Annotated in this window: 28 protein-coding genes; 23 read left to right on the forward strand and 5 right to left on the reverse strand. The window is 66.4% G+C overall.

Features of this window, described 5'->3' with window-relative positions; all coding sequences use genetic code 11:
• Positions 1-5 precede the first annotated feature (5 nt).
• Complete coding sequence (locus tag QP457_RS12735; protein WP_205404364.1) at positions 6-1,976, reverse strand: hypothetical protein; 1,971 nt, start codon at positions 1,974-1,976, stop codon at positions 6-8.
• Here QP457_RS12735 and QP457_RS12740 point away from each other — a divergent pair.
• The 18 genes from QP457_RS12740 to QP457_RS12825 all read left to right on the forward strand — a co-directional run bounded on the left by QP457_RS12740 (position 1,975) and on the right by QP457_RS12825 (position 14,853).
• Positions 1,975-2,205, forward strand: a complete 231-nt coding sequence (locus QP457_RS12740; RefSeq protein ID WP_205404365.1) for a hypothetical protein — start codon at positions 1,975-1,977, stop codon at positions 2,203-2,205. The genes QP457_RS12735 and QP457_RS12740 overlap by 2 nt on opposite strands.
• A gap of 15 nt (positions 2,206-2,220) precedes the next feature.
• The gene (locus tag QP457_RS12745; RefSeq protein WP_205404366.1) at positions 2,221-3,144 is read left to right on the forward strand and encodes a hypothetical protein; all 924 of its coding nucleotides are present in this window, start codon (positions 2,221-2,223) and stop codon (positions 3,142-3,144) included.
• 41 nt (positions 3,145-3,185) lie between these two features.
• Complete coding sequence (locus tag QP457_RS12750; protein WP_286040604.1) at positions 3,186-4,952, forward strand: hypothetical protein; 1,767 nt, start codon at positions 3,186-3,188, stop codon at positions 4,950-4,952.
• A complete protein-coding gene (locus QP457_RS12755; RefSeq protein WP_205404368.1) occupies positions 4,949-6,124 on the forward strand; it encodes an AAA family ATPase in 1,176 nt (391 codons plus the stop codon). The genes QP457_RS12750 and QP457_RS12755 overlap by 4 nt, the downstream gene beginning before the upstream one ends.
• 2 nt (positions 6,125-6,126) lie before the next feature.
• Entirely contained in the window at positions 6,127-6,369 is a 243-nt protein-coding gene (locus QP457_RS12760) for a hypothetical protein (protein ID WP_205404369.1), read from the forward strand.
• The gene (locus QP457_RS12765; RefSeq protein ID WP_205404370.1) at positions 6,369-6,665 is read left to right on the forward strand and encodes a hypothetical protein; all 297 of its coding nucleotides are present in this window, start codon (positions 6,369-6,371) and stop codon (positions 6,663-6,665) included. Before QP457_RS12760 ends, QP457_RS12765 begins: the two co-directional genes overlap by 1 nt.
• Positions 6,666-6,672: 7 nt before the next feature.
• On the forward strand, positions 6,673-7,056 hold the full coding sequence (locus tag QP457_RS12770; RefSeq protein ID WP_205404371.1) for a hypothetical protein: 384 nt from the start codon (positions 6,673-6,675) through the stop codon (positions 7,054-7,056).
• Entirely contained in the window at positions 7,046-7,354 is a 309-nt protein-coding gene (locus tag QP457_RS12775; RefSeq protein ID WP_205404372.1) for a hypothetical protein, read from the forward strand. The genes QP457_RS12770 and QP457_RS12775 overlap by 11 nt, the downstream gene beginning before the upstream one ends.
• A complete protein-coding gene (locus tag QP457_RS12780) occupies positions 7,351-7,833 on the forward strand; it encodes a hypothetical protein (RefSeq protein ID WP_205404373.1) in 483 nt (160 codons plus the stop codon). Before QP457_RS12775 ends, QP457_RS12780 begins: the two co-directional genes overlap by 4 nt.
• A 250-nt stretch (positions 7,834-8,083) precedes the next feature.
• Complete coding sequence (locus tag QP457_RS12785; RefSeq protein WP_205404374.1) at positions 8,084-8,707, forward strand: DUF3164 family protein; 624 nt, start codon at positions 8,084-8,086, stop codon at positions 8,705-8,707.
• The gene (locus QP457_RS12790; RefSeq protein ID WP_205404375.1) at positions 8,700-8,999 is read left to right on the forward strand and encodes a hypothetical protein; all 300 of its coding nucleotides are present in this window, start codon (positions 8,700-8,702) and stop codon (positions 8,997-8,999) included. Before QP457_RS12785 ends, QP457_RS12790 begins: the two co-directional genes overlap by 8 nt.
• Entirely contained in the window at positions 8,989-9,180 is a 192-nt protein-coding gene (locus tag QP457_RS12795) for a hypothetical protein (RefSeq protein ID WP_205404376.1), read from the forward strand. Before QP457_RS12790 ends, QP457_RS12795 begins: the two co-directional genes overlap by 11 nt.
• Positions 9,181-9,203: 23 nt before the next feature.
• On the forward strand, positions 9,204-9,635 hold the full coding sequence (locus QP457_RS12800) for a hypothetical protein (RefSeq protein ID WP_240196403.1): 432 nt from the start codon (positions 9,204-9,206) through the stop codon (positions 9,633-9,635).
• Positions 9,635-10,021 carry a DUF2528 family protein gene (locus tag QP457_RS12805; RefSeq protein WP_205404377.1) on the forward strand — a complete coding sequence of 129 codons (387 nt, stop codon included), beginning with the start codon at positions 9,635-9,637 and terminating at the stop codon, positions 10,019-10,021. Before QP457_RS12800 ends, QP457_RS12805 begins: the two co-directional genes overlap by 1 nt.
• Positions 10,021-10,923 carry a recombination-associated protein RdgC gene (locus QP457_RS12810; RefSeq protein ID WP_205404378.1) on the forward strand — a complete coding sequence of 301 codons (903 nt, stop codon included), beginning with the start codon at positions 10,021-10,023 and terminating at the stop codon, positions 10,921-10,923. The genes QP457_RS12805 and QP457_RS12810 overlap by 1 nt, the downstream gene beginning before the upstream one ends.
• 3 nt (positions 10,924-10,926) lie before the next feature.
• Positions 10,927-11,394 (forward strand): regulatory protein GemA, encoded by a 468-nt coding sequence (locus QP457_RS12815; RefSeq protein ID WP_205404379.1) that lies wholly within the window; start codon positions 10,927-10,929, stop codon positions 11,392-11,394.
• Entirely contained in the window at positions 11,391-11,747 is a 357-nt protein-coding gene (locus QP457_RS12820; protein WP_205404380.1) for a Mor transcription activator family protein, read from the forward strand. The genes QP457_RS12815 and QP457_RS12820 overlap by 4 nt, the downstream gene beginning before the upstream one ends.
• Before the next feature lie 145 nt (positions 11,748-11,892).
• Positions 11,893-14,853, forward strand: a complete 2,961-nt coding sequence (locus tag QP457_RS12825; RefSeq protein ID WP_205404381.1) for a TonB-dependent receptor — start codon at positions 11,893-11,895, stop codon at positions 14,851-14,853.
• Positions 14,854-14,956: 103 nt separating this feature from the next.
• On the opposite strand, the gene QP457_RS12830 is transcribed toward QP457_RS12825, so the two are convergent.
• Both QP457_RS12830 and QP457_RS12835 read right to left on the reverse strand, forming a co-directional pair.
• Positions 14,957-15,280, reverse strand: coding sequence for a multidrug efflux SMR transporter (locus QP457_RS12830; RefSeq protein ID WP_108268048.1), 324 nt, complete (start codon positions 15,278-15,280; stop codon positions 14,957-14,959).
• Positions 15,280-15,633, reverse strand: coding sequence for an SMR family transporter (locus tag QP457_RS12835; protein ID WP_032975306.1), 354 nt, complete (start codon positions 15,631-15,633; stop codon positions 15,280-15,282). Before QP457_RS12835 ends, QP457_RS12830 begins: the two co-directional genes overlap by 1 nt.
• A 159-nt stretch (positions 15,634-15,792) precedes the next feature.
• On the opposite strand from QP457_RS12835, the gene QP457_RS12840 reads away from it, so the two are divergent.
• The gene (locus QP457_RS12840; protein WP_033831329.1) at positions 15,793-16,644 is read left to right on the forward strand and encodes a LysR family transcriptional regulator; all 852 of its coding nucleotides are present in this window, start codon (positions 15,793-15,795) and stop codon (positions 16,642-16,644) included.
• A gap of 95 nt (positions 16,645-16,739) precedes the next feature.
• Here the strand turns inward: QP457_RS12840 and QP457_RS12845 are convergent, their stop codons facing one another.
• Positions 16,740-17,660: a M14 family metallocarboxypeptidase gene (locus tag QP457_RS12845; RefSeq protein ID WP_205404382.1), complete on the reverse strand. Its 921-nt coding sequence runs from the start codon at positions 17,658-17,660 to the stop codon at positions 16,740-16,742.
• Between the two features lie 131 nt (positions 17,661-17,791).
• Here QP457_RS12845 and QP457_RS12850 point away from each other — a divergent pair, with 131 nt between their 5' ends.
• The 3 genes from QP457_RS12850 to QP457_RS12860 all read left to right on the forward strand — a co-directional run bounded on the left by QP457_RS12850 (position 17,792) and on the right by QP457_RS12860 (position 22,512).
• Positions 17,792-19,873 carry a TonB-dependent siderophore receptor gene (locus tag QP457_RS12850; RefSeq protein ID WP_205404383.1) on the forward strand — a complete coding sequence of 694 codons (2,082 nt, stop codon included), beginning with the start codon at positions 17,792-17,794 and terminating at the stop codon, positions 19,871-19,873.
• A gap of 63 nt (positions 19,874-19,936) precedes the next feature.
• Positions 19,937-21,703 (forward strand): chloride channel protein, encoded by a 1,767-nt coding sequence (locus tag QP457_RS12855; RefSeq protein WP_240196404.1) that lies wholly within the window; start codon positions 19,937-19,939, stop codon positions 21,701-21,703.
• Between the two features lie 92 nt (positions 21,704-21,795).
• Entirely contained in the window at positions 21,796-22,512 is a 717-nt protein-coding gene (locus QP457_RS12860; RefSeq protein ID WP_205404385.1) for an MgtC/SapB family protein, read from the forward strand.
• Between the two features lie 43 nt (positions 22,513-22,555).
• Here QP457_RS12860 and QP457_RS12865 read toward each other — a convergent pair whose 3' ends face one another.
• Positions 22,556-22,960, reverse strand: a complete 405-nt coding sequence (locus QP457_RS12865; protein ID WP_205404386.1) for a MerR family transcriptional regulator — start codon at positions 22,958-22,960, stop codon at positions 22,556-22,558.
• A gap of 64 nt (positions 22,961-23,024) precedes the next feature.
• Between QP457_RS12865 and QP457_RS12870 the strand changes: the two genes are divergently transcribed.
• Positions 23,025-23,852 (forward strand): class I SAM-dependent methyltransferase, encoded by an 828-nt coding sequence (locus QP457_RS12870; RefSeq protein ID WP_205404387.1) that lies wholly within the window; start codon positions 23,025-23,027, stop codon positions 23,850-23,852.
• Positions 23,853-23,899 lie beyond the last annotated feature (47 nt).

Raw genomic sequence — 23,899 nt, forward strand, 5'->3', positions numbered from 1 at the left:
TTTCGTTACTCCAGAATCAGAGAGGCGCCAGCTTCGGTGACCAGGCGGTCGCCCGCTTCGGTGACCAGCTGCGCGCGGTACAGGAAGGTGTGCTGCAAACGCTGCCAGCTGGGGAAGCCGGCCCGGACGGCCTCAACTTCTACCCGGAGGGTCTTGCCGCCGCTGCCAACAGGCGGCTGATAACTGGCCGTGGTGCCGGCGATATCGTCTTGCCTCAGCACCTGCTGACCAGCCAGGTACCAGCGGACCGTGTAGGTAGTGCCAGGCTCAGGGCCGATGCTGGCCTGCTCTGAGTCGATCAGTTGGTCGGCCTGCAGGATGCGATCGCGGTGCGCCCAGGTGGCCACCACGGTGCCGTCTGTGCCCCAGGCCTCAACCGGATACGGGTCACCGTTGATTCGAAGCCGCCCAGGCGGATACGGCAGCGCCTGCCGACGCAGGATCGTCATCGGTATCACCGTCGCCAGGGCTGGGTTCAACTGCCCTTGGCTGGTGCGTGTGAGCAGCTTGGCCTGGATGAACTCGCCCGCGAAGTATTCGCGCCCATCAAAGCCGACGTACTCATCGGTGAACCACACCCGTGCGCCGATCGAGTGCGCAACCGGAACCGTGTCGACGCAACCACGGGCAACGGTCAGGGTCGCCGCCACCGGGTCGATCGCCACCACACGGACCAGCTCGTCATCGATCAGGGCTTCCGTCCCGACCTCGACACCGTCCAGGCTGATGCCGGCGGAAAGGCTGATCGCCGTCGTGGTGGCCGTCATCGCGGTAATCAGCAGGCCACTGGGGGCGAAATCGGCGGTGCCGACCTCCGCGTAGTCAGCGCTACCGATCCTGGTCTGCAGGGTGTACCCGAAAGCGGCCGACGTCGGTCGGACGCCGATGGAGGTCAGGAAGCCGACATTGACGTTGAGGGCGCCCACGGCAGTGGGGCCCAATGTTGCAGCCAGGTCGCGATAGCTGGCCTCCTGCACCCGCTGTACCGTCACCGGCTTGGGAGCATTGTCCGGCTCTACCCAGTCGCTGCTCTCCGGCTGGATGTAGCTGGCTGCAGCCATGCCGCTGACGTCCTGGCTGACCGTGAGCGTGTAGGAACTGTCGGTCTGCGTGCCCTCGTCGACTTCCAGGATCCGCACGGGCATCCGGACTACGCCTCGGCGTGGCCACGTCAAAGCACGCAGCTGCCCGCGCTTGAACGGGCCGGCATCGTGGCGCATGCGCACTTTGACCCGGCAGGCCAAGCTACTGACGGCCGCCACCTCGCGCGCGGCCACGCGCGAGGCCAGAGCAGCGTTCCACAGGCCGGGATAGGTCTTGCGCTGGTTGATGACACGGCCCTGCGCCTGGACATTGGCTGCGTTCTGGTAGGTGACCGCTGCGTCCTTGTTGGTGACCACGTCCCGATAGACGACGGTGACCTCGTTGACGCTGTTGTCCAGCATCGGCTGCTGCCACTCAATCACCTCCAGGATGGCGTCTGGCCCGATCTCAACCAGGGCGGCCGGGTCATAATCGGCTCGCAGCAAGACCAGTTCGGTCAACCCGCTGACCGGGTCTTCGATTCGCATCGCGCCAATGTGGTCGCACACGATGTCCATGAACTCCTTGGCGCTGGTCGACCTCGACCACTTCAGGCACAGCCCGAAACCTTCGGCCTTCAGTGTCTGCGCCGCCTGCCGGAAGCTCTCATCGTTGATGACGTCGACCGGGTGCCCCATTCCCTCAGTTCGCACCTGATAGATGATGTGGGCCGGGTTCATACCCTCATCGATCTGCACCAGGTCAGCCTGCCAGAGCCCGTTCCGCCAGCCCTTTCGCCAGCGGGAGACCTTCTTGGCCCAATTCTTGATGTAGGGATTCATGGCCGAGATCTGGCCATTGAACACGGTCGTCAGAAGGTTCCGGGCAGCCGGCCACGGGCCTGGCACCTGCGCCTGCAGGTAGGCGCTGGGCATCTGATCCGGTTCGCCCATGCGAACTTCCAGCGTGGCCGACTCAATTAAGGCAACGCCGTCAACGGTGCTGCGCGACCTGGAAGTGCTTGCCGACGAAGGCATCGTCGAGCGCATCGCCGGCCGCGATGAGTACTGGCGCCTTTCCCCCCGACTGATCCAGCTGGCTCGCGCTCATGAACAGGAGATGGCGCGCGTGCGCCAACGACTGGAAGAGACCGAACAGCGCTACTCCCGCAACCCCAACTGATCGACGAGGACCGCAATGAGCAACAGCAAGAAAGAGAACGCAGGCCGCAAGGCAGTAGCCCAAGCCGAGCCGGTTGGACCGGAGTTCATTGGCAAGACCGATGCCAACGACGCCGTGCAGATGGAAGAGTTGCGCGAGCGCCAGCTGGCCTTGGTCGAACAGTTCGGCGAGGGCCTTGCCTGGCACCCGGAACACTATGAGGCCGCCATCCGCCGTGAACTGCATCGTGGATGCGAGGCGTTCTTGCGCGCAGGCAGCTACCTGCTGGTGGCCCGCGAATGCAGCATTCACGGGGAGTGGGCCGGCATGCTCCAGCGCCTCCGCATGGAGCCGCGTCAGGCACAGCGAATGATGGAGGCGGCCCGCCGCGTGGCCACCCTGTCGAATGCGTCGACATCGACGCAATTGGTCGCTGCGGTGAATAGCGAAAGCAAGCTCATCGAGCTGCTATCGCTGCCCGAAGATCAGTTTAAGGAACTGGCGGAGACCGGCGAAACCGGCGAACTGGAACTCGATGAAGTTGGCAACATGTCCGTGCGTGAACTGCGCGAGGCAGTCCGCAATGCCCGCGCCGACATTGAGGCAAAGGACCAGCGAATCAGCAAGTTGTCCGATGACCTGAACAAGGAGCATGAGAAGACGACCAAGGCCCAACGCCGCTGGAAGACGGCCGAAGCCGATCAGCAGCTGATCATTCTCAAGCAGGCCGTCACCGAAGCCGAGCAGGCTGTCCTCGCTGCCTTGGGCAATGGCAAGGGCGGCCTTATGGCGGCGGTCCGTGCGTGCGCCACCCACGCCTCCGAGACCGACCAGGACACGGACGCAGCCGTGTTCCTCAGCGACACGATCGGCCGCCTGCTCAATGCGGTGCGTACCGTACGCGACGACGAGGAGCTGCCGCTGTCTCTGCCGCTGGTACATGACGGCTCGGAGGCCTGAGCATGTCTGCCGAGGCCCTCATCCACGCGGCAGCCGGCAAGTTGCTGGCGGCGCCGCACGGTAGCAAGAGCCGCATCGCGGCCGAGCTGGCCGAGCAGATGGGTTGCTCGGTCCAGACCGCCTACCGTCGCCTGCAACAGGTGACGGGCGGCATCAAGCCCCGCAAGAAGCGATCGGACGCCGGTGAACTCGCGCTCACCCGCGACGAGGCCGCCGCCATCGCCGCCCTGGTCGAAGAGACACGGCGCCTCACCGGCACTGGCACCTTGCCGGTCGAGAACGCCGTGGAGATTCTGCGCGCGAATGATCGCATCGAAGCACTGCGGGTCGACAAGACGACTGGCGAGCTGGTGCCGCTGAGCGTGTCCTCCATCTGCCGCGCCATTCGCGCCTACGGGTTCCATCGTGACCAGCTGGCGGCACCGACCCCGGCTGCGCGCCTGGCATCGCCGCATCCGAACCACCTCTGGCAGATCGATGCTTCGGTGAGCCGCCAGTTCTACCTGGCGGCCGACGGCACCGAGGTGATGGACAAGCGGCGCTTCTACCGTGGCAAGCCTGAGAACTTCATCAAGATCGCAGAGAACCGCCTGTGGCGTTACGCCGTCACGGACCACGCGAGCGGCGCGATCGAGGTGTTCTATGTGCTTGGTGCCGAGAGCAGCGCGAACCTGCTTTCGGCACTGATCCACGCGATGACCCGGCGCGAAATGGGCACGATGCACGGCATCCCGAAGCTGCTGATGATGGATCCCGGCAGCGCGATGGTTGCAGCGACGACCCGCAGTTTCATGTCCGCCTGCGGTATCGAAGTGATCATCAATGAGGTGGGAAATGCCCGTGCGAAGGGGCAGGTCGAGAACGCGAACTACCTGATCGAGACCCACTTCGAAGCCATGCTCAAGACCAGGGCGCCGGTCACCAGCCTGGAGGAAATGAACACCCTGGCCCAGCAGTGGGCACGGGCCTACAACGCCACCCGCATCCACACTCGCACTGGCATGACTCGACGGGATGGGTGGCTACGCATCACCCCCGAGCAGCTGCGCATCGCACCGGACGTCCAGGTGCTGCGGCAACTGGCCACCAGCACGCCGAAGGCATGCACCGTGCGTGACTGCATCATCCGCTTCCGGGGCAAGCAGTACGACGTGCGCGGCATTCCCGGCCTCATCAACGGGCAGCGCGTGGACGTGGTCGCCAACGCGCTGGAGCCGGACAACAGCGTGCGCGTGCTGATGCCTGGTGAGCAGGACAGCGCGCCGATTCACTTCGTGGCGCCGCGCCTGCAGCACGACGACTGGGGCTTCCTCGATACAGCCGCCCAGGTTGGTGCCGAGTACCGGGCTGCGCCTGAGACGCCTGCCGATGCAGCGCGTAAGGAGCTTGATCGCCTGGCGATGGGGGTCAAAACCGACGCAGAGGCGATCGCAGCGCGCAAGGCCCGCCGCATACCCTTCGGCGGCAAGGTCGACCCGATGAAGCATATCCGCGAGGCCAACGTCGCCCCAAGCCTTCCGCGCTCGGGAACCTTGGCCGAAGTCGACGCGCCGCAGGTGCTGGCGGCTCAGCGCATTGAGCCGGAAGTGGTGCGGGCCGAGCTGCCTCCGCTGAACCACGTGGAGGCAGCCATGCGCCTCAAGCCCCTGGTCGAGCGCTCCGGCAACGCATGGACCCCGGAAATGTACGCACGCACCAGCCATCGCTGGCCCGAAGGCCTGCCAGTACATGAGGTCGAGGCTTGGGCGATCGCCCTGGTCGAGCCCGAACGCGCGGGCCTGCGCGTCATCAACGGAGGTGCTGCATGACGCTGCGCCTGAAATCGATCCTGGCCAATGCCGGCATCAAGCAGGGGACGCTGGCAAAGGCGGTGTCCCTCAGCCGCCCAGCCCTCAATGCCCTGATCAATCACGGCGTGTTGCCGACTGGCTGTGACCAGCCCCGAGTCCGTTCCGCCATCTCTGTGTTCCTGCTGGAAAGCGGCGCCCCGGCCGTTGACTGGCATTTGGAGGAGGAGCCGGCGTGCGCTAACACGCCGGCCCCGGTTTCCCCACCGCAAGACCCCGATACCGCTACCGAAATCAACGACGAGGAGATTCAGATGCTACTCCGTAAGCAGACCCTGACGCCGCAGGCCCGCCGCCACTTTGGCCTGACGGCCGATCCTTTCGCCGACCCGGCCAGCGCCGATGAGGTGTTCCTCAGCGCCGATATCCGCTATGTGCGCGAGAGCATGTACCAGGTCGCGCGCCACGGCGGGTTCATGGCCGTCATCGGTGAATCCGGTGCCGGCAAGTCCACGCTACGCGAGGAGCTGCTCGACCGCATCCGTAGGGAAGAGCAGGCGATCATCGCCGTCGAGCCCTACGTCCAGGCGATGGAGGGCACCGAAAAGAACGGCAAGACCCTGCGAAGCCTGCACATCGCCGAGGCCGTCATGTCGGCCGTAGCGCCGCTGGCCAAGACCATGAGCAGCCCGCAGGCGCGCTTTGCGCAGCTGCACGCGGCGCTGCGTGATAGCGCCCGCGCCGGCCACAGCCACGTGCTCATCATCGAAGAGGCCCACTGCCTTCCGCTGGCCACGCTCAAGCACCTCAAGCGCTTCCGTGAACTGAAGGACGGCCTTCGCCCGCTGCTCTCGGTGATCCTGATCGGTCAGCCGGAACTGCAGGTCAAGCTGTCCGAACACAATCCCGAAGTGCGGGAGGTCGTGCAGCGCATCGAGATTGTGAACCTGCCGGCGTTGGACACCGAACTGGAGAGCTACCTCACTCACCGGTTCAAGCGCAACCAGCTCCCGCTTGAGCGTGTCCTGGACACGTCGGCAATTGAGGCACTGCGCGCCAAGCTGACGCCGACGCGCGGCGCAGCCTCGTTGCTGTATCCGCTGGCTATCCAGAACACCCTCGCTGCAGCGATGAATCGTGCAGCGAACTTGGGTGTGCCGACCGTCACCGCAGATGTGGTCCGGGGGGTCTGAGGATGGCGATCGCACCCACCATCGAGGGTCAGAAGTACCTGCGCGACTTCGCGGTCCAGCTGCTGCGCGACGCGGAGCTTCCGCACCGCCAAGTGACGGTTTTGCACCGCGACATTCTTCGCCGCGCAGGTATCGCGTGGCAGGACGGGCAGTGCATGGCATCGCTTCTGTCTGGCCTGTCACAGGAGCAGCTGCGCTCCCTCATCGATCAGCTTCGCGACGACGACCTGGACGAGGAGGAGTAATGGCCGCCCCATCCAGAAAGCGCTGCGCTGGCCAAGCCCGCAATCGCAAGGCCCATACCGCCAACCCGAAGCACCGTCGCAAGGTCGGGACCATCGCTTGCGTTCAGACGGTCGGCATTGCGAGGTCGGTAGGCAAGGTGATGGATCCGGCAACCGGTGCCGAGTACTCGGTCGATATCGGCATCGACGGCGGCGTGCAGATCACATCCGGCGCCACAGGACGCCGCTGGACCGCAGCCTGGGACGAGCTGATTGACCTGGCGATCGCCGCCGGCATTGATCGGGGGGCCGACTGACATGCAAATGGCCCTGCTACCGCAAGACCTGTCCCCCGAGGCGGTACTGGCGGAGCTGCAGGGCCGCCGTGGTGCCGTCAACGGCATCACCGCCCGCGACCTGGTGCACGCCGTCACGCAGCGTATCAACACCGCCGACGAGCGGCGGCTGCGCCAGATCATCGAGAAGCTGCGCCGCGATGGGCATCCCATTTGCGCCCACCCAGCGAACGGCTACCACCTGGCCGCAAGCGCGGAAGAACTGGACCGGTGCTGCGAATACCTGACCGGTCGCGCCATGACTTCCCTGCAGCAAGTGTGCGCGATGAAGCGCGTCGCCCTGCCGGATCTGTACGGACAACTCGGGCTGACCAAGCCCATAACCGACGAGGACACGAACGATGAACGTTGATCGTAGCTCTGACATGCTGTTTGCTGCCGCCAACACCGCGCGCGAACTGGAAAACGCCGGCATCGACGTGCTGGCCCATTACAGCAACGGGCGCCGCCCGGTGCTGATCATCACCCAGCCGCCGGCCGACATTGAAGGCCACCTCAAGCGCTGGGGCCCCAACGGCAGCGGCGGCCGCGATCGCGTGCTGGCGGCGGAGTACCAGGGCCTGCAGCTGGAATGGACCGAGCGTGCTCCGGTAGTTGTGACCATCCGCACCCGCCGCGACACCTTCGAAAGCCGCGAGGTGGTGCTGTGACCGCGCCGAGCGTCCGCCTGCAAGCCGCCTTCGCTGCCGTGCTTGGCACCAGCACCTTGGAGTCGCGTGAGCTGATCGACGGCGTAATGGACCACGGCTTTGAGTATCGCGGTTATGTGCAGCACGGCCTGACCAACGCGCTCAACTGCGGCATGGTAGAGCGCGTCGGCGGTCGCTTCTCCCGCCGGTACCGCCTGAATCAGGACTGGAAGATCGACCCGAAGCGGCTGGACGCTGCTCTGGCGCAGTATGCGAAGCACGCAGGCACCGCGCCGAAACGCTGCGGTTCCGAACCCCGCGCGGCGGTCGCGCCGCTGAACATCGGTCCAGCGATCAACCCTGCGCCGTTGGTGCCGTCGATCGGCACACCGTGCATGTCCCAGGAAGAACGCGAGGGCGAGCTGCCGCCCTACCTGGGCGGCCGCATCGTTGATTCCCTGCATTCGCACTTCGACCAGATCCTCGGCGGGGTGGAGTGATGGCTCGCACCGGCCGCCAGCGGTTCGACCACCTGCGGGCCATGCGCTTCGCGCTATGGGCCAGGACGCAGGACCAACGCTCCCTCACGCCTCTCCGCATCGCATGTCTGCTCGGCATTTCCGCCGACGCCGCGCGCCGATGGCGGGCCGATTGGTTCACCGCCGTCAGCCCTGTCCACGTCGAAGGCGTCCCGGAGCAGCTGCGCCCCATGCACTTCCATACCGATTCCGCCGTCCAAGGAGGCACCCAATGACCACCCACACCATTCCCGAAGGTTATCGCGAAGATCGCAAGGGACGCCTCGTTCAGGAAAGCCAGATCGCGGCAATCGACCTTGCACGCGACCAGCTGGTCGGCGAGCTGATCAATGGCGCCAGGAAACTGCATCAGCAGATGGCCGAGTTTCGCGGTACTGCCTTCGGCGATATCGCGGCGTTCGTGCAGCTCAGCGCCGAGCAGTACGGCGCCACCATTGGCGGCGACAAGGGCAACGTGACCCTGATGAGCTACGACGGCCGCTTCAAGATCGTCCGCGCAGTCCAGGACTCGATCCAATTCGACGAACGCCTGCAGGCGGCCAAGGCGCTGATCGATGAATGCCTCAACGACTGGACCGAGGGCTCGCGCGCCGAGCTGCGCACCCTGGTAAACAACGCCTTCCGTGTCGACAACGACGGCAGTATCAAGACCGGAGAGGTGCTGTCCCTGCGCCGGTTGAAGTTTGACGATCCGCGCTGGACGCAAGCGATGGCGGCGATCAGCGATGCAGTGACTGTGGTGGGCAGCAAGACCTATGTGCGTTTCTACGAGCGCGATGCACAGGGGCAGTACCAGCCCATCAGCCTGGATATCGCGGCGGTGAAGCATGTCTAAGCATGCCCTCCACGACGCCTGCTACCTGGCGGTGCTGGCCAGCGACATCGCTGACGCCACCGTACGTTCCGAGGTTGAGTTGTTCGCCTACGAGCGGCGCGACGAGAACGGCCATCCGATGTTCGACACGCGCCAGGGCGCCAGTTCCCCGGCAGACCTGCAGCGCGTCAACAACGCGATCGCCTACATCGAGCGACGCGGCACCGCCGCGTTCCCCTGGGACATGAAGCGGCGGATCGACGCGCCGACCCTGGTCCAGTTCTTCGACAAGGAGCATTCCGATGAACGGTGAACAGCGACTTTCCACGTGTTGCCCCGGCTGCGGCGCCGCCGCGCTGTTCGCGAGCCTCTCCACAGTCGAGAGCGATCCTGAGCAGCTGCTGCTGTACGTGATCTGCCAGGAGCAGGATGGCGGCTGCGGCATCGAGTACTCCTTCATCGAGCGCCTGCAGGCGCCGGGGGTGGCCGCGTGATCGCCTACTGCTGGGCCAACGGCTTGATCGAGTTCGGCGAACACCTGCCGGAACACGCAATCCTCGTTGCCAGCGGCGAAGCCGCCCAGCTGCGCAAGGTCGTCAGCGCCCGCGCCCGACACGGTCAGGGCGAGAGTCAGGGCTGCCTGCTGGTGCCCGGCGTACCCGAAGCGGCCGACCAGGCCGCGAAGGGCGACGCCCTGGGCCATTGGCTTGCTTGGTGCGCCCAGGCCCCGAAGGGCCTGCGCTGGGGTGCGATGGCCGCAGCTCCCGCGCGCCGTGATCCGCTGACCAGGAAGGCCCAAGTGATCGCAGTGATCCAAGCCGGCGGCCACATCGTTGCCGGAGACCGTCCGGGCATTCGCCGGCTGCTCGATTCGCTGGGGGAGGAAGTTCCCGCCTGGCAGACCGCCCTTACTGCCGCCTTGGCCCAACTGTTGAAGGAGAAGAACTGATGTCTGCGCAGACCACCCGTTGCCTGAGCATCCGCCGCTACAAGGTGGAGCAGGACTGGGGCGATGCTGAGGTCACCCTCGATGTCGACCATCGCGTCCTGACCACCGAACTGGCCACGCAGCTGAACACGTTCTGGACTGGGGCCGAAGAGCGTCTGGAAGCGGCCGATGGTGACGTCGTCATGGCCGTGGTCAAGATGGCGGCCGCTGAGTTCCTGGGCTGGGTGCTTGACGTGAACCAGAGCCTCAACGTCGTAGGCATGCAGAAGGAATTCGACGAGCTGGAAGGCTGGTGCGGGGCGAACGGTGCCATTCGCCTTACAGACTTCGACGGCAGACCGGACCTCGATTCAGAGCTTCTGCGCGTCACGGAGCTGGAGGCCTGATGTTCATCCGGAATCTCACGATGTTCCAGTTCTCGCCGGTGATCGACTGGTCGCAGGTGGAGAAGCTGCTGCCGCTGTCCCAGCTGCAGCCGGTGGGCGCGCTGGAGCTGTCGTCGCGCGGGTTCATTTCTCCGTATGGGCGTGAGGGCGGTGCGGCGTTGTCGCACCGCTCCGGCGCGTTCCTCTGGCTGGCGATCGGAACCGAGACCAAGATCATTCCGGCCGCGAGTGTCAATGAAATGCTGGAGACGCGGCTGCAGGCGCTGGAAGCACAGGGCCAGCGTCCAGGTGGCCGCGAGCGGCGCCGCATGAAGGACGATCTGCTGCATGAGTTGCTGCCCCGCGCCCTGGTCAAGTCGGCCCGCGTGGACATGTTCGTGGATACCCAGCGGGGCATTGCGTTCGTGGACACCAGCAGCAGCACGGCCGCGAGCGACGCAGTGTCAGAAGTAAGGGGCCTGCTTGGGAGCTTCCCGGCCAGTAGGCTCCGCGCTGCGGTCGCCCCCCGTTCCGTGATGACCGGCTGGGTCGCTGGCGAGCAGCTCCCGGCCGGTCTGTCCTTGGGCGAGGAATGTGAGCTGCGCGACCCAGTTGAAGGCGGTGCCACGATCCGCTGCCAGCACCAGGAACTGCGCTGCGATGAGGTGGAAAAGCACCTTGAGGCAGGCAAGCAGGTCTATCGGCTGGCTTTGATCATGGAGGACACCCTGTCCTTCGTGATCAGTGACGACCTGGTTATACGGAAGCTCAAGTTCCTCGACGGCGCCTTTGACTCATTGGCGGAACTGGCCGAGGACGAGCAACGGCAGGAAATGGACGCCCGCTTCGCGCTGCAGACCGGCCAGCTCAGCAGGCTGTTCGACGTCCTGCAGCTCACCTTCCAACTGGAAGAGGAGGCCTGAGCAATGGCCCGCACCCGTCCGCCAACCGACCGCCGCAAGCGCACCTTGGCGGCCATCCATGCCGCCGCCAAGGCGCTCGGCCTGGCCGAGGACGTCTACCGCGACCTGGTGCAGCGCGTGTCCGGCCAGAGTGGCCAGCCGCAGCGTAGCGCTGGCAGCTGCGACCAGCGCCAGCTGGACGCGATCGCCAACGAGCTGCGCCGCCTGGGCGGCATGCCGGCGCGGTCGGCCCGTGCCGCAGAGCGCTGGGCCGGGCGCCCGAAGGGCGATCTGGCTCCTCAGCTGGCCAAGGTTGAGGCACTCCTTGCCGACGCCGGCCGGCCTTGGGCCTACGCGCACAGCCTGGCATTGCGCATGTGCAAGGTCACCCGCATCGAGTGGTGCAACAAGGAGCAGCTGCAGAAGGTGATTGCCGCTCTCCAGTACGATGCAAACCGTCGCGCACATGCTGTACCGAAGGACGTCCCATGAGCAGGAACCTGATGGAAGCGCGCCGCAGTGAGCTTTTGGCCGATGCCGCCGCCCAGGCGGCCGACGTCGCCAAGGAGCTGGGGCTCGACCAGGACCGCGCCGACCAGGTGGGGGCAGCGGTTGCTGACCGGCTGGCCGAGAACTGGTCCGGTCAGGTGCTTTCGTTCCCCAAGAATCACGCCTTCAAGCTGAGCCAGCGAGAGCGTGAGATACTGGCCGCCCACCGCGATGGGGCCTCCTATGCGGAGCTGGCCAGGAAGTACGACATGACTGAACGCGGCATTCGTAAGCTGATCCGACGCGCCGAGCTGCGCGATCGCGACCTCCGCCAGATGGGCCTTTTCGCCCCCTGAGCCAATTGCACCACGTGCAATCTCTTTGCGAGGCGGGCTTTCAACTTCCGCCATCTTCCGGGGTCTTCCGGCTAGATATCGCAGCCTCCCCCCTGATATATCTCACCCCTGCACAACAGGAGAACCCATTGCGGAACACCGCCCCATGACGTCCCCCCGTCCCCTTCCCTCCCCTCGCCCACTGACACTGGCACTGTGCCTGGCCATCACCGTGCCTGCCGTCCTGCCAGTCAGTGCGCATGCACAGAACGCCGCCGCAACAGTCAGCCAGTGGCGCATCGCTGCCGGTCCGCTCGACCAGGCCCTCACCGCCTTCGGCCAGCAATCTGGACTCAACGTTGCCGTCGATGCGCGCCTGACCCGTGGCCTGCGCAGCCCCGGCGTGCAGCGCGCGGAGTCGGTGGATGCGGCACTGTCGCAGCTGCTGGCCGGCACCGGGCTCACCTTCCAGCGCGATGCCGATGGTGTCGTGCTGCGCCACGCGCCGGCGCGCGACAATGATGGTGCTCGCCAGATAGGCACCCTGCGTGTTGGCGGTGAGGCCAGCGAAGGCGCTTCACCGTGGGGCCTGGCCGATGCCGATGCGGTCTACCGTGACAGCGGCTCGCGCGTGCATCTGGATCGCCAGCAGCTGGAGCGATTCCGCGGCCAGTCGATCGGCGATGTCCTGGCTGGTGCGGTCGGTGTGCATACCGGCGATGTGCGCAACGGCGGCGCACTGGACGTCAACATCCGCGGCCTGCAGGGCCAGAACCGGGTGCCGGTGATCATTGATGGCGGCCAACAGGCCATCGATGTCTACCGTGGCTATGCCGGCGTGCAGCAGCGCAGCTACCTGGACCCGGATCTAGTGAGTGCGGTCAGCATCGAGAAGGGTCCGAGCCTGGCGGCGAACGCGGCCAGTGCCATCGGTGGCGTGGTGTACATGGAAACGCTCACTGCCGACGACATCCTGGACGAAGACCAGCCCTGGGGCCTGCGCGTGCGCGCCGGCGTGGCCGACAACAGCATCGACCGCACCCACGTGTTCAAGCAGGTGGCACGCGGCAACGACAACCGCAACAGCCTGCGCGATCCGCGCGACTGGAACGGCAGCGTGGCTTTCGCCCAGCGTGGCGAGGACTGGCAGTTCGTGGCGGCCTATGCACGGCGGCGCCAGGGCAATTACTTCGCCGGCCGCAACAGTGCAGACCGCTACGACGACCAGCATCTGTCCAGCGGCGGCACCGGCATGACCAGCCAGCCGGTGTCATCGATCTACCACCCCGGCGATGAAGTACTGAACACCCACACCGACAACGAATCGGTACTGCTCAAGTTCGTCTGGACACCCAACCCCGACCAGCGGCTGGAACTTAGCCACCGTTTCTTCGATTCCCGCTTCGGCGAAATCATGCCATCGGCCATCGGCCGCGTCGGCGAGTCCAACGAATGGGTGACCTACGTGGACAAGGCCAACACCATGTTCCAGTTCGAACCCGGGCGCATGCGCGTCAACGCCACTTCGCTGCGCCACCGCTACCGGCCCGAGGCGCATCCGTGGCTGGACCTGAGCAGCACGTTGTGGTTCACCACCGCCACCAGCCGCATGTTCAACAGCAACGTGGCCAACACGCCACTGTTCAAGGACTACCCCGGCGACAGCATGCCCGACACGCTGGGCGAGACCTATGGCCCCGGCCTGCAGTCGGACGTGAAGAGCCAGCGTTGGGGCGTGGACAGCAGCAACACCACCCGCTTCAGCAACGGCCTGGGCGAATGGACGCTGCGCTACGGCGCCGCCTTCCAGCATGAGGACACCGCACCGAATTCGCCGGTGCTGCCGGTGGACTTCAACAACAACCGCTACCTGCGCTCGGGCACGCGGCGCGAGGCCAGCGCCGTCGCCTCGCTGCAGTGGCAGCCGTGGGACTGGCTGTCGTTGACCGCCGGCGGGCGCTTCACCGATTACCGCACGCAGGACCGCAACCGCGTGGCCTACGTCAGCCAGTCACGCGACCTGCGCTACACGTTCGCGCGGCTGAGCAAGGACGGGCAGCTGCTGCCGGGCTGGTACAAGGAGTGGTATCCGGATGCACAGGGCGCCTATACCCTCGAGTCGCTGCGTGCCACGCCGTACGGCGACAGCACGCTGGGGCAGACCTATGACTTCGACGGCTTCCAGCGCGATCCGCGCGGTGCCAACGGCTTCTACACCAAGAAGATTCCCACCGCCTGGGGTTACCAGCCGGCGATCCGTCGTTCCGGCCATGGCTTTGCGCCCTACGCCGAAGCCCGCTTCAACCTGGATGCGGATGCCTTCTTCTACGTGAAATACGCACAAGGCTGGAAGATGCCCAGCCTGTTCGAATCGACGCTGGGCAACAGCACCTCGGCGCCGATCAACGGCCTGAAGCCGGAGAAGAACCGTTCCTGGGACATTGGTTTCAGCCTGCTCAAGCGTGACCTGTGGCGTGACGGTGACCGCCTGGCCTTCAAGGTGGCATGGTTCAAGAACGATATCGACAACGCGATCACCCGCCGCTTCGATTCCAGCAACTGGGCGTTCTATGTCGACAATGTCGACAACTACACCATCTCCGGCTACGAGCTGCAGTCCGGCTATGACGCCGGCATTGCCTACCTGGACCTGTCGGCCAGCTACTACCAGCGCGCACGCACCTGTGATGCGGCCACGGCCAAGCGCCTGCGCGACGACCCGTATGCGAAGTGGAGCAAGCTGGACACCACGCCGGACTGCGTGGACGGCGGCTTCGGTACGTCCTTCGTCAATGCGCAGAACCCGCCGAAGTACTCGATCCACAGCACGCTCGGATTCCGCTTGTTCGACCGGCGACTGGATACCGGCATCCGCCGCATCTACAACAGCGGCCCCACCCATGAACTGGACAAGCCGTGGAACACCACCGGCTCGACCGGCCTGCAGAACATCTATCTGCCAACCGCGATCTACGACTTCTATGCGCGCTGGCAGTTCACCCCACGCACGGAAGTGGAACTGGCGGTCAACAACCTGCGCAACACCTACTACATGGACACGCTGGCGATGAGCCTGATGCCCGGCCCCGGCCGGACCACCCGGCTGAGTTTCACTGCACGCTTCTGAGTACAGCAGAAACAGCAACGCCCCGGGGAATCCATCCCCGGGGCGCCTGCATGCGGCGGCTCACGCTCTGGCAGGTGCCAACCTTGGTTGGCACAGCGACGCGCTACTTCGCGGTACTGAGCAGCAACACCGCCACAGTGACCAGGCCAATGCCAACCCAACCAATCGGGCGCAGGCGATTGCCGAACAGCAGGCGACCACAGGTGGCCGTACCGATCACGCCGATCGCGCCCCACATCGCATAGGCGGTGGCCAGGTCCATGTAGCGCACGGCCTGGCCCAGCAGGGCGAAGGCGATCCAGACCAGCACGATGGCGCCGACACCCCAGCGCCAGCGACGGAAGCCATCGGACTTGGCCACCATCATGTTGGCGGCCACATCGATCAGCGCAGAGCAGATCACGAAAAACAGGGCCATCATGTTCATCAGTGCGCCTCCCCGAGGGTGACACAGACGATGCCGACCACCGCCAGCACCAGACCGGCCAGCTGCTGCAGCGACAGGCTCTCACCGAACACGCTGATGCCGACCACGGTCAGCAGGGTCAAGCCGAGGCCTTCCCACACCGCGTAGGCCACGCCGACGGCGATACGGCGCACCGACAGCGCCAGGAAGTAATAGGACAGCGCCAGCGCGGCGGCCATCACCAGATAACCGGTCCAGCCGCCATCGCGGGCGGCATGGGCCATGAAGGACGTGCCGACCACTTCGGCGACGATCGCCACGGTCAGGCAGGCCCAGGCGACGAAGGCGCCACGGGCGGGAACAGTACGGGACATGTGAAGCTCCTTGCGGGACGGGGACCGCGCCCCGTCGTCAATAGATCCACGCCGTGCGTGGATGATCCAAAACACCCGCAGACAGGGGCGACGGCGGCCAGTATCATCGCCTTTTACGGTGGTATCAAAATGGATTCCATCGACAGGAGCGATGGATCAATGCCCTATTCCCCTGAATCCCTGCAGGCCTTCGTCGAGGCCGCCGCGCTGGGCTCGTTCTCGGCGGCCGCGCGCCGGCTGCGCAAGACCCAGTCCACGGTCAGTACCGCCATCGCCCATCTGGAGGCGGACCTGGGCATGGTCCTGTTCGATCGTAGCGGCCGCTACCCGCAGCTGACCGACGCCGGCCGGCAGGTGCTGGGCCACGCGCAGGAAATCCTTGCCGCCGACGCGCGCCTGCAGCAGCTGAGCGTGCGTCTGGCCGCACCCGTGGAGCCACGCCTGACCGTGGTGTTCTCCGATGTCTACCAGCTCGATCCGGCGCAACGTGTGCTGCAGCGGTTTGCCGAGGCATTTCCGGAGATCGAACTGGAATGGCTGGATGCCGAAGGACGGGACGTACTGGAACTGGTGGATGCTGGCCGCGCCGGGCTGGGACTGCTGCCGCGCCAGGCGCAGTACCCCGATGCGCTGGTGGCCCAGCCCCTGGCCCACCACAGCGAACTGGCGGTGTACGTGGCCAGCGACCATCCACTGGCGCAGGCCGGCGTGCGCGCGGCGGCGCAGCTGGCCCGGCACCGGCAGGTGCGGCTGAGCGCGCAGGTCGACCACGCGCCGCCGATCAGCGGGCCGGCATGGACTGCGTCGGACTACCTGATGGTGATGGAGATGGCCGAGGACGGCATCGGCTGGGCCGAGCTGCCGCGTGCGTTGGTGCAGCGCTACGACCGTGGCCGCCTGCTGGAGCTGCGCGTGCCTGGCTGGCCGCGCCGCATCCACAGCGACCTGGTGTGGCGCCGCGATACGCCGCCGGGGCCGGCGGCGTTGTGGTGGGCCGAGGCATTGGGGTGATGCATCAACGGCGCCCCATCCACGCATGGCGTGGATCTACTGCACGCTGAATTGCCGCATCCACGCATGGCGTGGATGCACAGGAGGTCAGCAGATCACGGGTTGGCGAGCGCGTAATCCAGCGCCGAGCACACCGCCGCCACCTGCGCGTCGTTGCACTGCTGCGGCGTCGCCCGCGGGCTGTCCGGGTAGACCTCGGTGGTGGTGGTGTACTTCGCCCCGGTGATGCCGGCGCACAGGCCCAGCGGCACCAGCGCGTACTCGATGACGCCATGCGCGACCACCGGCGAACCGATGATCTCGCCCTTGTCGTCGGCCGGTGCGATATGGGTGACCTTCTCCACTTCGGCGACCACGGCCTGCTGGAACGCCGGCTGCGGATTCTCGCTGTCATCCACCAGGTAGAAGCCATCGGGAATCAGGCCTGGCTCGAACGGCTTGCCATCGCGCGCGGCGAGTGCGGGACGGAACTCGCTCTCGTCGCTGTCGGTGGTTTCGTGCAGGTCGATGTGCAGCACGAACTGGCCCTTCAACGGTGCGATCAGTTCGATCAGCGCCGTCGATTCGCGGGCCGGGCCGTCAGCGCGGAAGTTGCGGTTCGGGTCGATCGCATCGAAGTTCCAACGGTTGATGCGCTCGAAGCCCCATGGATTCACGCACGGCGCGACAAGCAGGTTGGCCTTGCCGGCATAGGTGTCGGCGTGTTCTTCGAGGAATTCCAGCGCGCCCAGCACGCCACTGGTCTCGTAGCCGTGCACACCGCCGGTCACCAGCGCGGCCGGCAGTGCCGGGTTCCAGTCGCGGCTGCGCAGGGCGAACAGGGTATAGGTCTCGCCTGCATAGTCGAGCTGGCCGTAAGCCACCTTGTCGAAGCGCTCGGCCAGTGCATCGATGCGCGGCAGCACTTCCTCGTCGTAACGGCGCAGGCGCTGCTGGCGCGCACGCCACTGCTCCCGTTCCGCCACGCCCCACGGCTGGCCAGGGGTTCCGACGGGGTAGAAAGCAGCAGTGGACATGGCAGATCTCAGCGGGTCAGGAGGCAATTGATCACTTTACCACCGGGTCAAAGCGCTGAACCGTGTGCCGATTCCAATGGCGAATGGAATCAGCAATAATTCTCATTTACGCCCTTCCACTGCCCGCAACGATGTCCATCCCTGCCCTGCAACCGGCCCGCCTGCCCTTGGCCGCCGCCCTCGCCCTGTGCCTGATCCCGGCTGCCAGCGCCTTCGCGCAGGACAGCGCCACCACGCTCGACAGCATCCAGGTATCGGGCAGCTGGCTGGGCACCGGCCTGCACGACAGCGTCAAGAGCTTCGCCGGCGCACGTACCGTGGTTGATCGCCAGCGCATCGAGGCCAACGGCGCCGCCAGCCTGGGCGATGCCATGCGCCGCATTCCCGGCGTGCAGGTGACCGACAACTCCGGCACCGCCGGCAGCTCGGTGTCGCTCAACATCGGCGTGCGTGGCCTGACCGGCCGCTACTCGCCGCGCTCGACCGTCCTGCTGGACGGCGTGCCGCTGGCGGTTGCGCCGTACGGGCAGCCGCAGCTGTCGTTCGCCCCGGCCAGCCTGGCCAACATCGAGTCGATCGACGTGGTGCGTGGCGGCGGTGCGGTGCGCTACGGGCCGCAGAATGTCGGCGGCATCATCAACTTCAGCACCCGTGCGATTCCGACCGCGGCCGGCCTGCACGGCGAGGCCGGCGTGCGCTACAGCGCCTACGACCACGGCGGCGGCGACAGCACTCAGTACAACGCGTTCCTCGGCGGCACCGCCGACAACGGCCTGGGCATGGCCCTGCTGTATTCCGGGCAGGACGGCCGCGGCTGGCGCCAGGGCAGCGATGACCGTTTCGACGACCTGGCACTGAAGTTCGCCTATGCCATCGATGCGCAACAGGAACTGCGCGCCAAACTCTCGTACTACGACGTGCGCTCGCTGACTCCGGGTGGCCTGACCCGCGCCCAGTACGAGACCGATCCGTTCCAGAACACCCGGCCGACCGACTTCTGGAAGGGCCATCGCACCGGCGTCGACCTGGGCTACACCAACACGCTGTCGCAGAACAGCGAGTTCGAGGTGCTTGCGTATTACAACGAAAGCAACCGCGCCAGCTCGCTGATCAACGCCGCCAACACGCAGATCACCGTGCAGCCACGCGACTACCGCGTGCTCGGCATTGAGCCGCGCTACACCCAGCGCCTGCACTGGGGCAGCAGCGTGCACGACATCACCGCCGGCTACCGCTTCCTGCGCGAGCGCGGCAATGACCGCAGCTACACGGTGGTGCGCCGCACCGGCGTGGAAAGTGCCACCACCCGCTTCGACAACGCTACCGATGCGCACTCGTTCTACGTTGATGACCGCATCGCCATCGGCCAGTGGCGGATCACCCCCGGCGTGCGCATGGAGTGGATAGACATGGACCGCCGGCAGGCCGGTGGCGGCGCAACCTTCAGCAGCCGCAACGACAAGGCCCTGCCCTCGCTCAACGTCGCCTACCTGCTGACCCCGCAGCTGACCGTGTTCGGCAACTACACCACCTCCTTCGGGCCGGTGCAGAACATCCAGCTCAACTCGCAGAGCGCGACCAATCCGCTGAACCCGGAAATCGCCAGGACCACCGAACTGGGTGCGCGCTGGCAGGATGGCGCGCTGCGTGCGGAAGTGACCGTATTCAAGATGCGCTTCGACAACCAGATCCTGCAGATTCCGGGCATCACCCCGCCCACCTTCCAGAACATCGGCGCCACCGACCACAAGGGTGTGGAAAGCGCGATCGAATACCGCTTCGCCGAGAGCAGCGCGCTGGCCGGGCTGGAGCTGTACGCGAACTACACCTGGACCAAGGCCATCCAGCAGTCCGGCGACAATCGTGGCCTGGATGTGCCGTTCTATTCGCGCGATACCGACAGCATCGGCGCCCGTTATGCGCTGGCCGGCTGGACCTTCAACGTGTCCAGCACCCACCAGAGCGGCCAGTTCTCCGATGCCGCCAACACCTGGAACGAAACCGCCGATGCGCGCGTAGGCCGCGTGCCGGGCGTACGCCTATGGAACGCGCAGGCCGCCTGGCAGCTGCCTTGGCTGGCCGACAGCGAGATTGCGGTGGGCGTGAACAACCTGGCCGACAAGCGCTGGTACACCCGCAACGTGGATGGCAACGCCGGGCGCATGGTGGCCGCACCGCGCACCTTCTACGTGCAGGGCCGCTACCGCTTCTGAGTGCGGTAACCGCCTGATGCGGTGACGGTGGCGCTCACGGTGGCGGCGTATCATGCCGCCACCATGTCGTCCGCCGCTTCGCCATCGCGCCTGCATCTGGCCTTCCAGGGCCTGCGTCTACGCCTGCGTGGCAGCGACCTGTGGTTCATCGCCCTGGCCCTGCTGGTCGGGCTGATCGCCGGTGGCCTGACCCTGTTGCAGGCCGGGCTGGCACGCACCCTGCAGACTGCGCTGTATGGGCTGGACGAGGGCATGCGCCTGAGCTCGCTGCCCGCACTGAGCTGGACCGCGCTGCTGGTACTGCCGCTGGGCGGCCTGGTGGTGGGCCTGGTCAGCCTTGCTGCAACGCGCCTCAAACGCCCCTTGCTGGACGCCGTGGAAGCCAATGCGCTGCACGGCGGCCGCATGTCGATGCGTGACAACCTGATCGTGTTGACCCAGACCCTGGTCTCCAATGGCTGCGGCGCGTCGGTCGGACTGGAAGCGTCGTACACGCAGATGGGTGCCGGCAGCGGCTCGCAGCTGGGGCGGGTGATGCGCCTGCGCCGCAACGACGTGCGCATCCTGGTGGGTGCCGGCGCGGCCGGTGCGATCGCCGCGGCCTTCGGTGCACCGTTGGCCGGGGCGTTCTACGCCTTCGAGATCGTCATCGGCGCCTATACGCCGGCGGCACTGGCGCCGGTGGCGGTAGCGGCGCTGGCCGGCGCTTTCGTTGCCGACCAGGCCGGCGTGGAGGCCTATCTGCTGCCGGCGGCATCCACCATCGACGTGCGCGCTGCCGATTATGCGATCTACGGCCTGCTCGGCTGCTGCTGTGCGATGGTCGGCATCGCGGTGATGCGCCTGATCGCCTCCATCGAGGGCACGGTCAAGCGCAGCCCGTTGCCGCTGTGGGGACGGCCGGTAGTGGGCGGCCTGCTGCTGATTCCGCTGGCGCTGGCCAGCCCGCAGGTGCTGTCGTCCGGCCATGGCGCACTGCACCTGGACCTGACCACCCATCTGCCGCTGATCTGGATCGGCGGACTGCTGACCCTCAAATGCCTGGCCTCGGGCATCTCGCTGGGTTTTGGCTTCCGCGGCGGCCTGTTCTTCGCCTCGCTGTTCATGGGCACCCTGGTCGGCACGCTGTTTGCCGGGCTGCTGGCGATGGCCACCGGCGTGCCGGTGGTCGACGCCACGTCGGCGGCGCTGGCGGGCATGGCCGCACTGGCCGCGGCAGTGGTTGGCGCGCCGATGACCATGGCCATGCTGGTGCTGGAAGGCACCCACGATTTCCTGCTGACCAGCGTGGTGATGAGCGCCGTGCTGGTGTCCAGCACCCTGGTGCGGCAATGGTTCGGCTATTCCTTCTCGACCTGGCGCATGCATCTGCGCGGGGAAACCATCAAGAGCGCGCGTGACATCGGCTGGGTGCACAACCTCAATGCCGGGCGGATGATGCGCAAAGGCGTAGCCACTGCCCCGGCCGACCTCGATGCCGCCGCCTTCCGCCAGCGCTTCCCGCTGGGCTCGGGCAGCCGGGTGATCCTGATCGACAGTGAAGGCCACTACGCCGGCATCGTGCAGATCCCGCGCCTGTTCGGCGACGGCGTAAAGCCCGAGGACGTGGTGGGTACGTTCGCCGAGAACCGCGACGTAGCGCTTGCCACCAGCGCGGATGTGGTGAGCGTGATGCAGCAGTTCGACCAGACCCAGGCCGACGAGCTGGCGGTGGTGGCCGACGATGGCCAGGTACTGGGCGTGGTATCTGAAGCATTCGTGCGCAAGCGCTATGCGGAGGAGCTGGACAAGCGCCAGCGCGAAATGATGGGCGAGCGCGTCGACGAGTAGATCCACGCCATGCGTGGATGATGTCCCTGCCGCCCCAACCCACCCACGCATGGCGTGGATCTACTGTCACCTGCGGGAGGTAGACTGCGGCCATGCGCTTCATTGAAACCTTCCAGTCCGGCCCCTTCGCCGACACCGTGGTCAGCCTGCTGGCGGCGTTCGTGCTCGGCACCCTGATCGGCGCCGAACGCCAATACCGGCAGCGCACGGCCGGCCTGCGCACCAACGTGCTGGTGGCCGTCGGCGCCGCCGCCTTCGTGGACCTGGGCATGCGTATCGCCGGCAGCGCCGAGGCCGTGCGGGTGATCTCGTACGTGGTCTCGGGCGTGGGCTTCCTCGGCGCCGGCGTGATCATGAAGGAAGGCATGAACGTGCGCGGCCTGAACACCGCCGCGACGCTGTGGTGCTCGGCTGCGGTGGGCAGCTGTACCGGTGCGGACATGCTGGCCGAAGGCGTACTGCTGACCGTCCTGATCATTGCCGGCAATACCCTGCTGCGGCCACTGGTGAACGCGATCAACCGCATCCCGATCAACGAAGCCGCCAGCGAAGCGACCTACGAAGTGCGCCTGAGCGTGGATGCCGACGCGGTGCCGCGCGTGCGCGAGCGCCTGGTCGATGCACTGGAAGCAGCGCAGTACCCCGTTGGCGACGTACAGCTGGTCGAGCACACCGATGCGCCTACCGACGTGATCGCAGTCCTGGTCAGCACGGCGGTCAGCGCCGACGAGCTGGACGTGGTGCTGGCGCGGATGGAGCAGGTGCCGGGCGTGCTGCACGCCACCTGGGAAGTCAGCACCCGCGATTGAGCGGGGATCGGCTGTTCATTCACGCATGACATGGATCTACTGCTCATCCATGCGCCACGCGCTGCTGCGCACGCAGCAGCCTGCGGAACGAGGCGCAGCGCCGTGCATCGTCAGCGTGCGGACAGGCTGCAGCCCGCCGTAACCGATCCTGCACCCTCTGCAACCCGCGTATCTGCCGCTGCAGCGCATCGGCCTGGGCCAGCAATGCCGAACAGTCCAGTGCAAGCCCTGCCCCCTGCGGCATCGCCGCGCCGATCTGCTGCAGCGACAGACCTGCTGATTGCCCCAGGCCGATCAGCGCCAGCCGTTCCAGCACCTGTTCGTGGTACTGCCGGCGCAGGCCGCGCCGCCCCAGCACCTGCAACAGGCCCAGCTGCTCGTAGTAGCGCAGGGTGGAGGCCGGTACACCGCTGCGGCGCACCACTTCACCGATATCCAGTTCCCGCATCGTGCTTGACCTCAAGTGGGCTTCAAGCGCCACCATGGTCGTACTCCCCGCGCAAGGCAAGCCCATGGCTGATTCACTCCCGCTCGATCAGAACATGCTCTGGAACGGCCCCGCTGGCGAGAACTGGGTCGCGCAGCAGGCCCTGCTGGACGGCCTGTTCCAACCGATGGCCGATGCCCTGCGCGACGAACTGCCGGCTGACGTCACGGAACTGCTGGACATCGGCTGCGGCACCGGCGCCAGCACGCTGACCGCCGCCACAGCGCGTCCGGATGCCCACTGCACCGGCGTCGACATCTCCGCACCGATGCTTGCCCTCGCCCGCCAGCGTGCCGCCTCGATCGGGCGCGACATCGACTTCATCGTTGCCGACGCGCAGCGCCATGCCTTCGCGACAGCGCGCTACGATTGGATCCAGTCGCGGTTCGGGGTGATGTTCTTCGAGGACACGCAGGCCGCCTTCGCCAACCTGCACCGTGCCGCCCGAGCCGGCGCAGGCCTGCGCTTCATCGCCTGGCGCAGCGCGCAGGAAAATCCGTTCATGACCACCGCCGAGCGCGCCCTTGCAGACCAGCTGGTGCTGCCGGTGCGGGTACCAGGTGCACCGGGGCAGTTCGCCTTCGCCGATGGCGAGCGGGTGCGTCGGCTGCTGCAGAGCGCCGGATGGCAGGACGTGGATGTATCGCCGCTGGACCTGACCTGTTTCCTCAGCCGTGACGCGCTGGCCAGCTACGTTGGCCAGCTCGGACCTGTGGGCCTGGCCCTGCGTGCGCTGCCGGCCGAACGCGCCGATGCGCTGCTGCAACACGCGCTGGCTGCGTTCGCATCGTTCATCGACGGTGATCGCGTGCGGGTGGAAGCCGCCTGCTGGATGATCCGCGCCCGCGCCTAACAACAGAAAAGGGGACGGAGGGGATCACGTCGTTCATGCCCCGGCTG

This window comes from Stenotrophomonas sp. As-7 (assembly GCF_030291015.1).
GTDB classification, from domain to species: domain Bacteria; phylum Pseudomonadota; class Gammaproteobacteria; order Xanthomonadales; family Xanthomonadaceae; genus Stenotrophomonas; species Stenotrophomonas lactitubi.

Bases quoted from the DNA above. Each gene is read 5' to 3' on its own strand.
- QP457_RS12740 (WP_205404365.1), top strand. From the start codon at position 1,975: ATGCGAACTTCCAGCGTGGCCGACTCAATTAAGGCAACGCCGTCAACG.
- QP457_RS12735 (WP_205404364.1), bottom strand. From the start codon at position 1,976: ATGGGCGAACCGGATCAGATGCCCAGCGCCTACCTGCAGGCGCAGGTG.
- QP457_RS12745 (WP_205404366.1), top strand. From the start codon at position 2,221: ATGAGCAACAGCAAGAAAGAGAACGCAGGCCGCAAGGCAGTAGCCCAA.
- QP457_RS12755 (WP_205404368.1), top strand. From the start codon at position 4,949: ATGACGCTGCGCCTGAAATCGATCCTGGCCAATGCCGGCATCAAGCAG.
- QP457_RS12760 (WP_205404369.1), top strand. From the start codon at position 6,127: ATGGCGATCGCACCCACCATCGAGGGTCAGAAGTACCTGCGCGACTTC.
- QP457_RS12765 (WP_205404370.1), top strand. From the start codon at position 6,369: ATGGCCGCCCCATCCAGAAAGCGCTGCGCTGGCCAAGCCCGCAATCGC.
- QP457_RS12770 (WP_205404371.1), top strand. From the start codon at position 6,673: ATGGCCCTGCTACCGCAAGACCTGTCCCCCGAGGCGGTACTGGCGGAG.
- QP457_RS12775 (WP_205404372.1), top strand. From the start codon at position 7,046: ATGAACGTTGATCGTAGCTCTGACATGCTGTTTGCTGCCGCCAACACC.
- QP457_RS12785 (WP_205404374.1), top strand. From the start codon at position 8,084: ATGACCACCCACACCATTCCCGAAGGTTATCGCGAAGATCGCAAGGGA.
- QP457_RS12790 (WP_205404375.1), top strand. From the start codon at position 8,700: ATGTCTAAGCATGCCCTCCACGACGCCTGCTACCTGGCGGTGCTGGCC.
- QP457_RS12795 (WP_205404376.1), top strand. From the start codon at position 8,989: ATGAACGGTGAACAGCGACTTTCCACGTGTTGCCCCGGCTGCGGCGCC.
- QP457_RS12805 (WP_205404377.1), top strand. From the start codon at position 9,635: ATGTCTGCGCAGACCACCCGTTGCCTGAGCATCCGCCGCTACAAGGTG.
- QP457_RS12810 (WP_205404378.1), top strand. From the start codon at position 10,021: ATGTTCATCCGGAATCTCACGATGTTCCAGTTCTCGCCGGTGATCGAC.
- QP457_RS12815 (WP_205404379.1), top strand. From the start codon at position 10,927: ATGGCCCGCACCCGTCCGCCAACCGACCGCCGCAAGCGCACCTTGGCG.
- QP457_RS12820 (WP_205404380.1), top strand. From the start codon at position 11,391: ATGAGCAGGAACCTGATGGAAGCGCGCCGCAGTGAGCTTTTGGCCGAT.
- QP457_RS12825 (WP_205404381.1), top strand. From the start codon at position 11,893: ATGACGTCCCCCCGTCCCCTTCCCTCCCCTCGCCCACTGACACTGGCA.
- QP457_RS12830 (WP_108268048.1), bottom strand. From the start codon at position 15,280: ATGAACATGATGGCCCTGTTTTTCGTGATCTGCTCTGCGCTGATCGAT.
- QP457_RS12835 (WP_032975306.1), bottom strand. From the start codon at position 15,633: ATGTCCCGTACTGTTCCCGCCCGTGGCGCCTTCGTCGCCTGGGCCTGC.
- QP457_RS12840 (WP_033831329.1), top strand. From the start codon at position 15,793: ATGCCCTATTCCCCTGAATCCCTGCAGGCCTTCGTCGAGGCCGCCGCG.
- QP457_RS12845 (WP_205404382.1), bottom strand. From the start codon at position 17,660: ATGTCCACTGCTGCTTTCTACCCCGTCGGAACCCCTGGCCAGCCGTGG.
- QP457_RS12850 (WP_205404383.1), top strand. From the start codon at position 17,792: ATGTCCATCCCTGCCCTGCAACCGGCCCGCCTGCCCTTGGCCGCCGCC.
- QP457_RS12855 (WP_240196404.1), top strand. From the start codon at position 19,937: ATGTCGTCCGCCGCTTCGCCATCGCGCCTGCATCTGGCCTTCCAGGGC.
- QP457_RS12860 (WP_205404385.1), top strand. From the start codon at position 21,796: ATGCGCTTCATTGAAACCTTCCAGTCCGGCCCCTTCGCCGACACCGTG.
- QP457_RS12865 (WP_205404386.1), bottom strand. From the start codon at position 22,960: ATGCGGGAACTGGATATCGGTGAAGTGGTGCGCCGCAGCGGTGTACCG.
- QP457_RS12870 (WP_205404387.1), top strand. From the start codon at position 23,025: ATGGCTGATTCACTCCCGCTCGATCAGAACATGCTCTGGAACGGCCCC.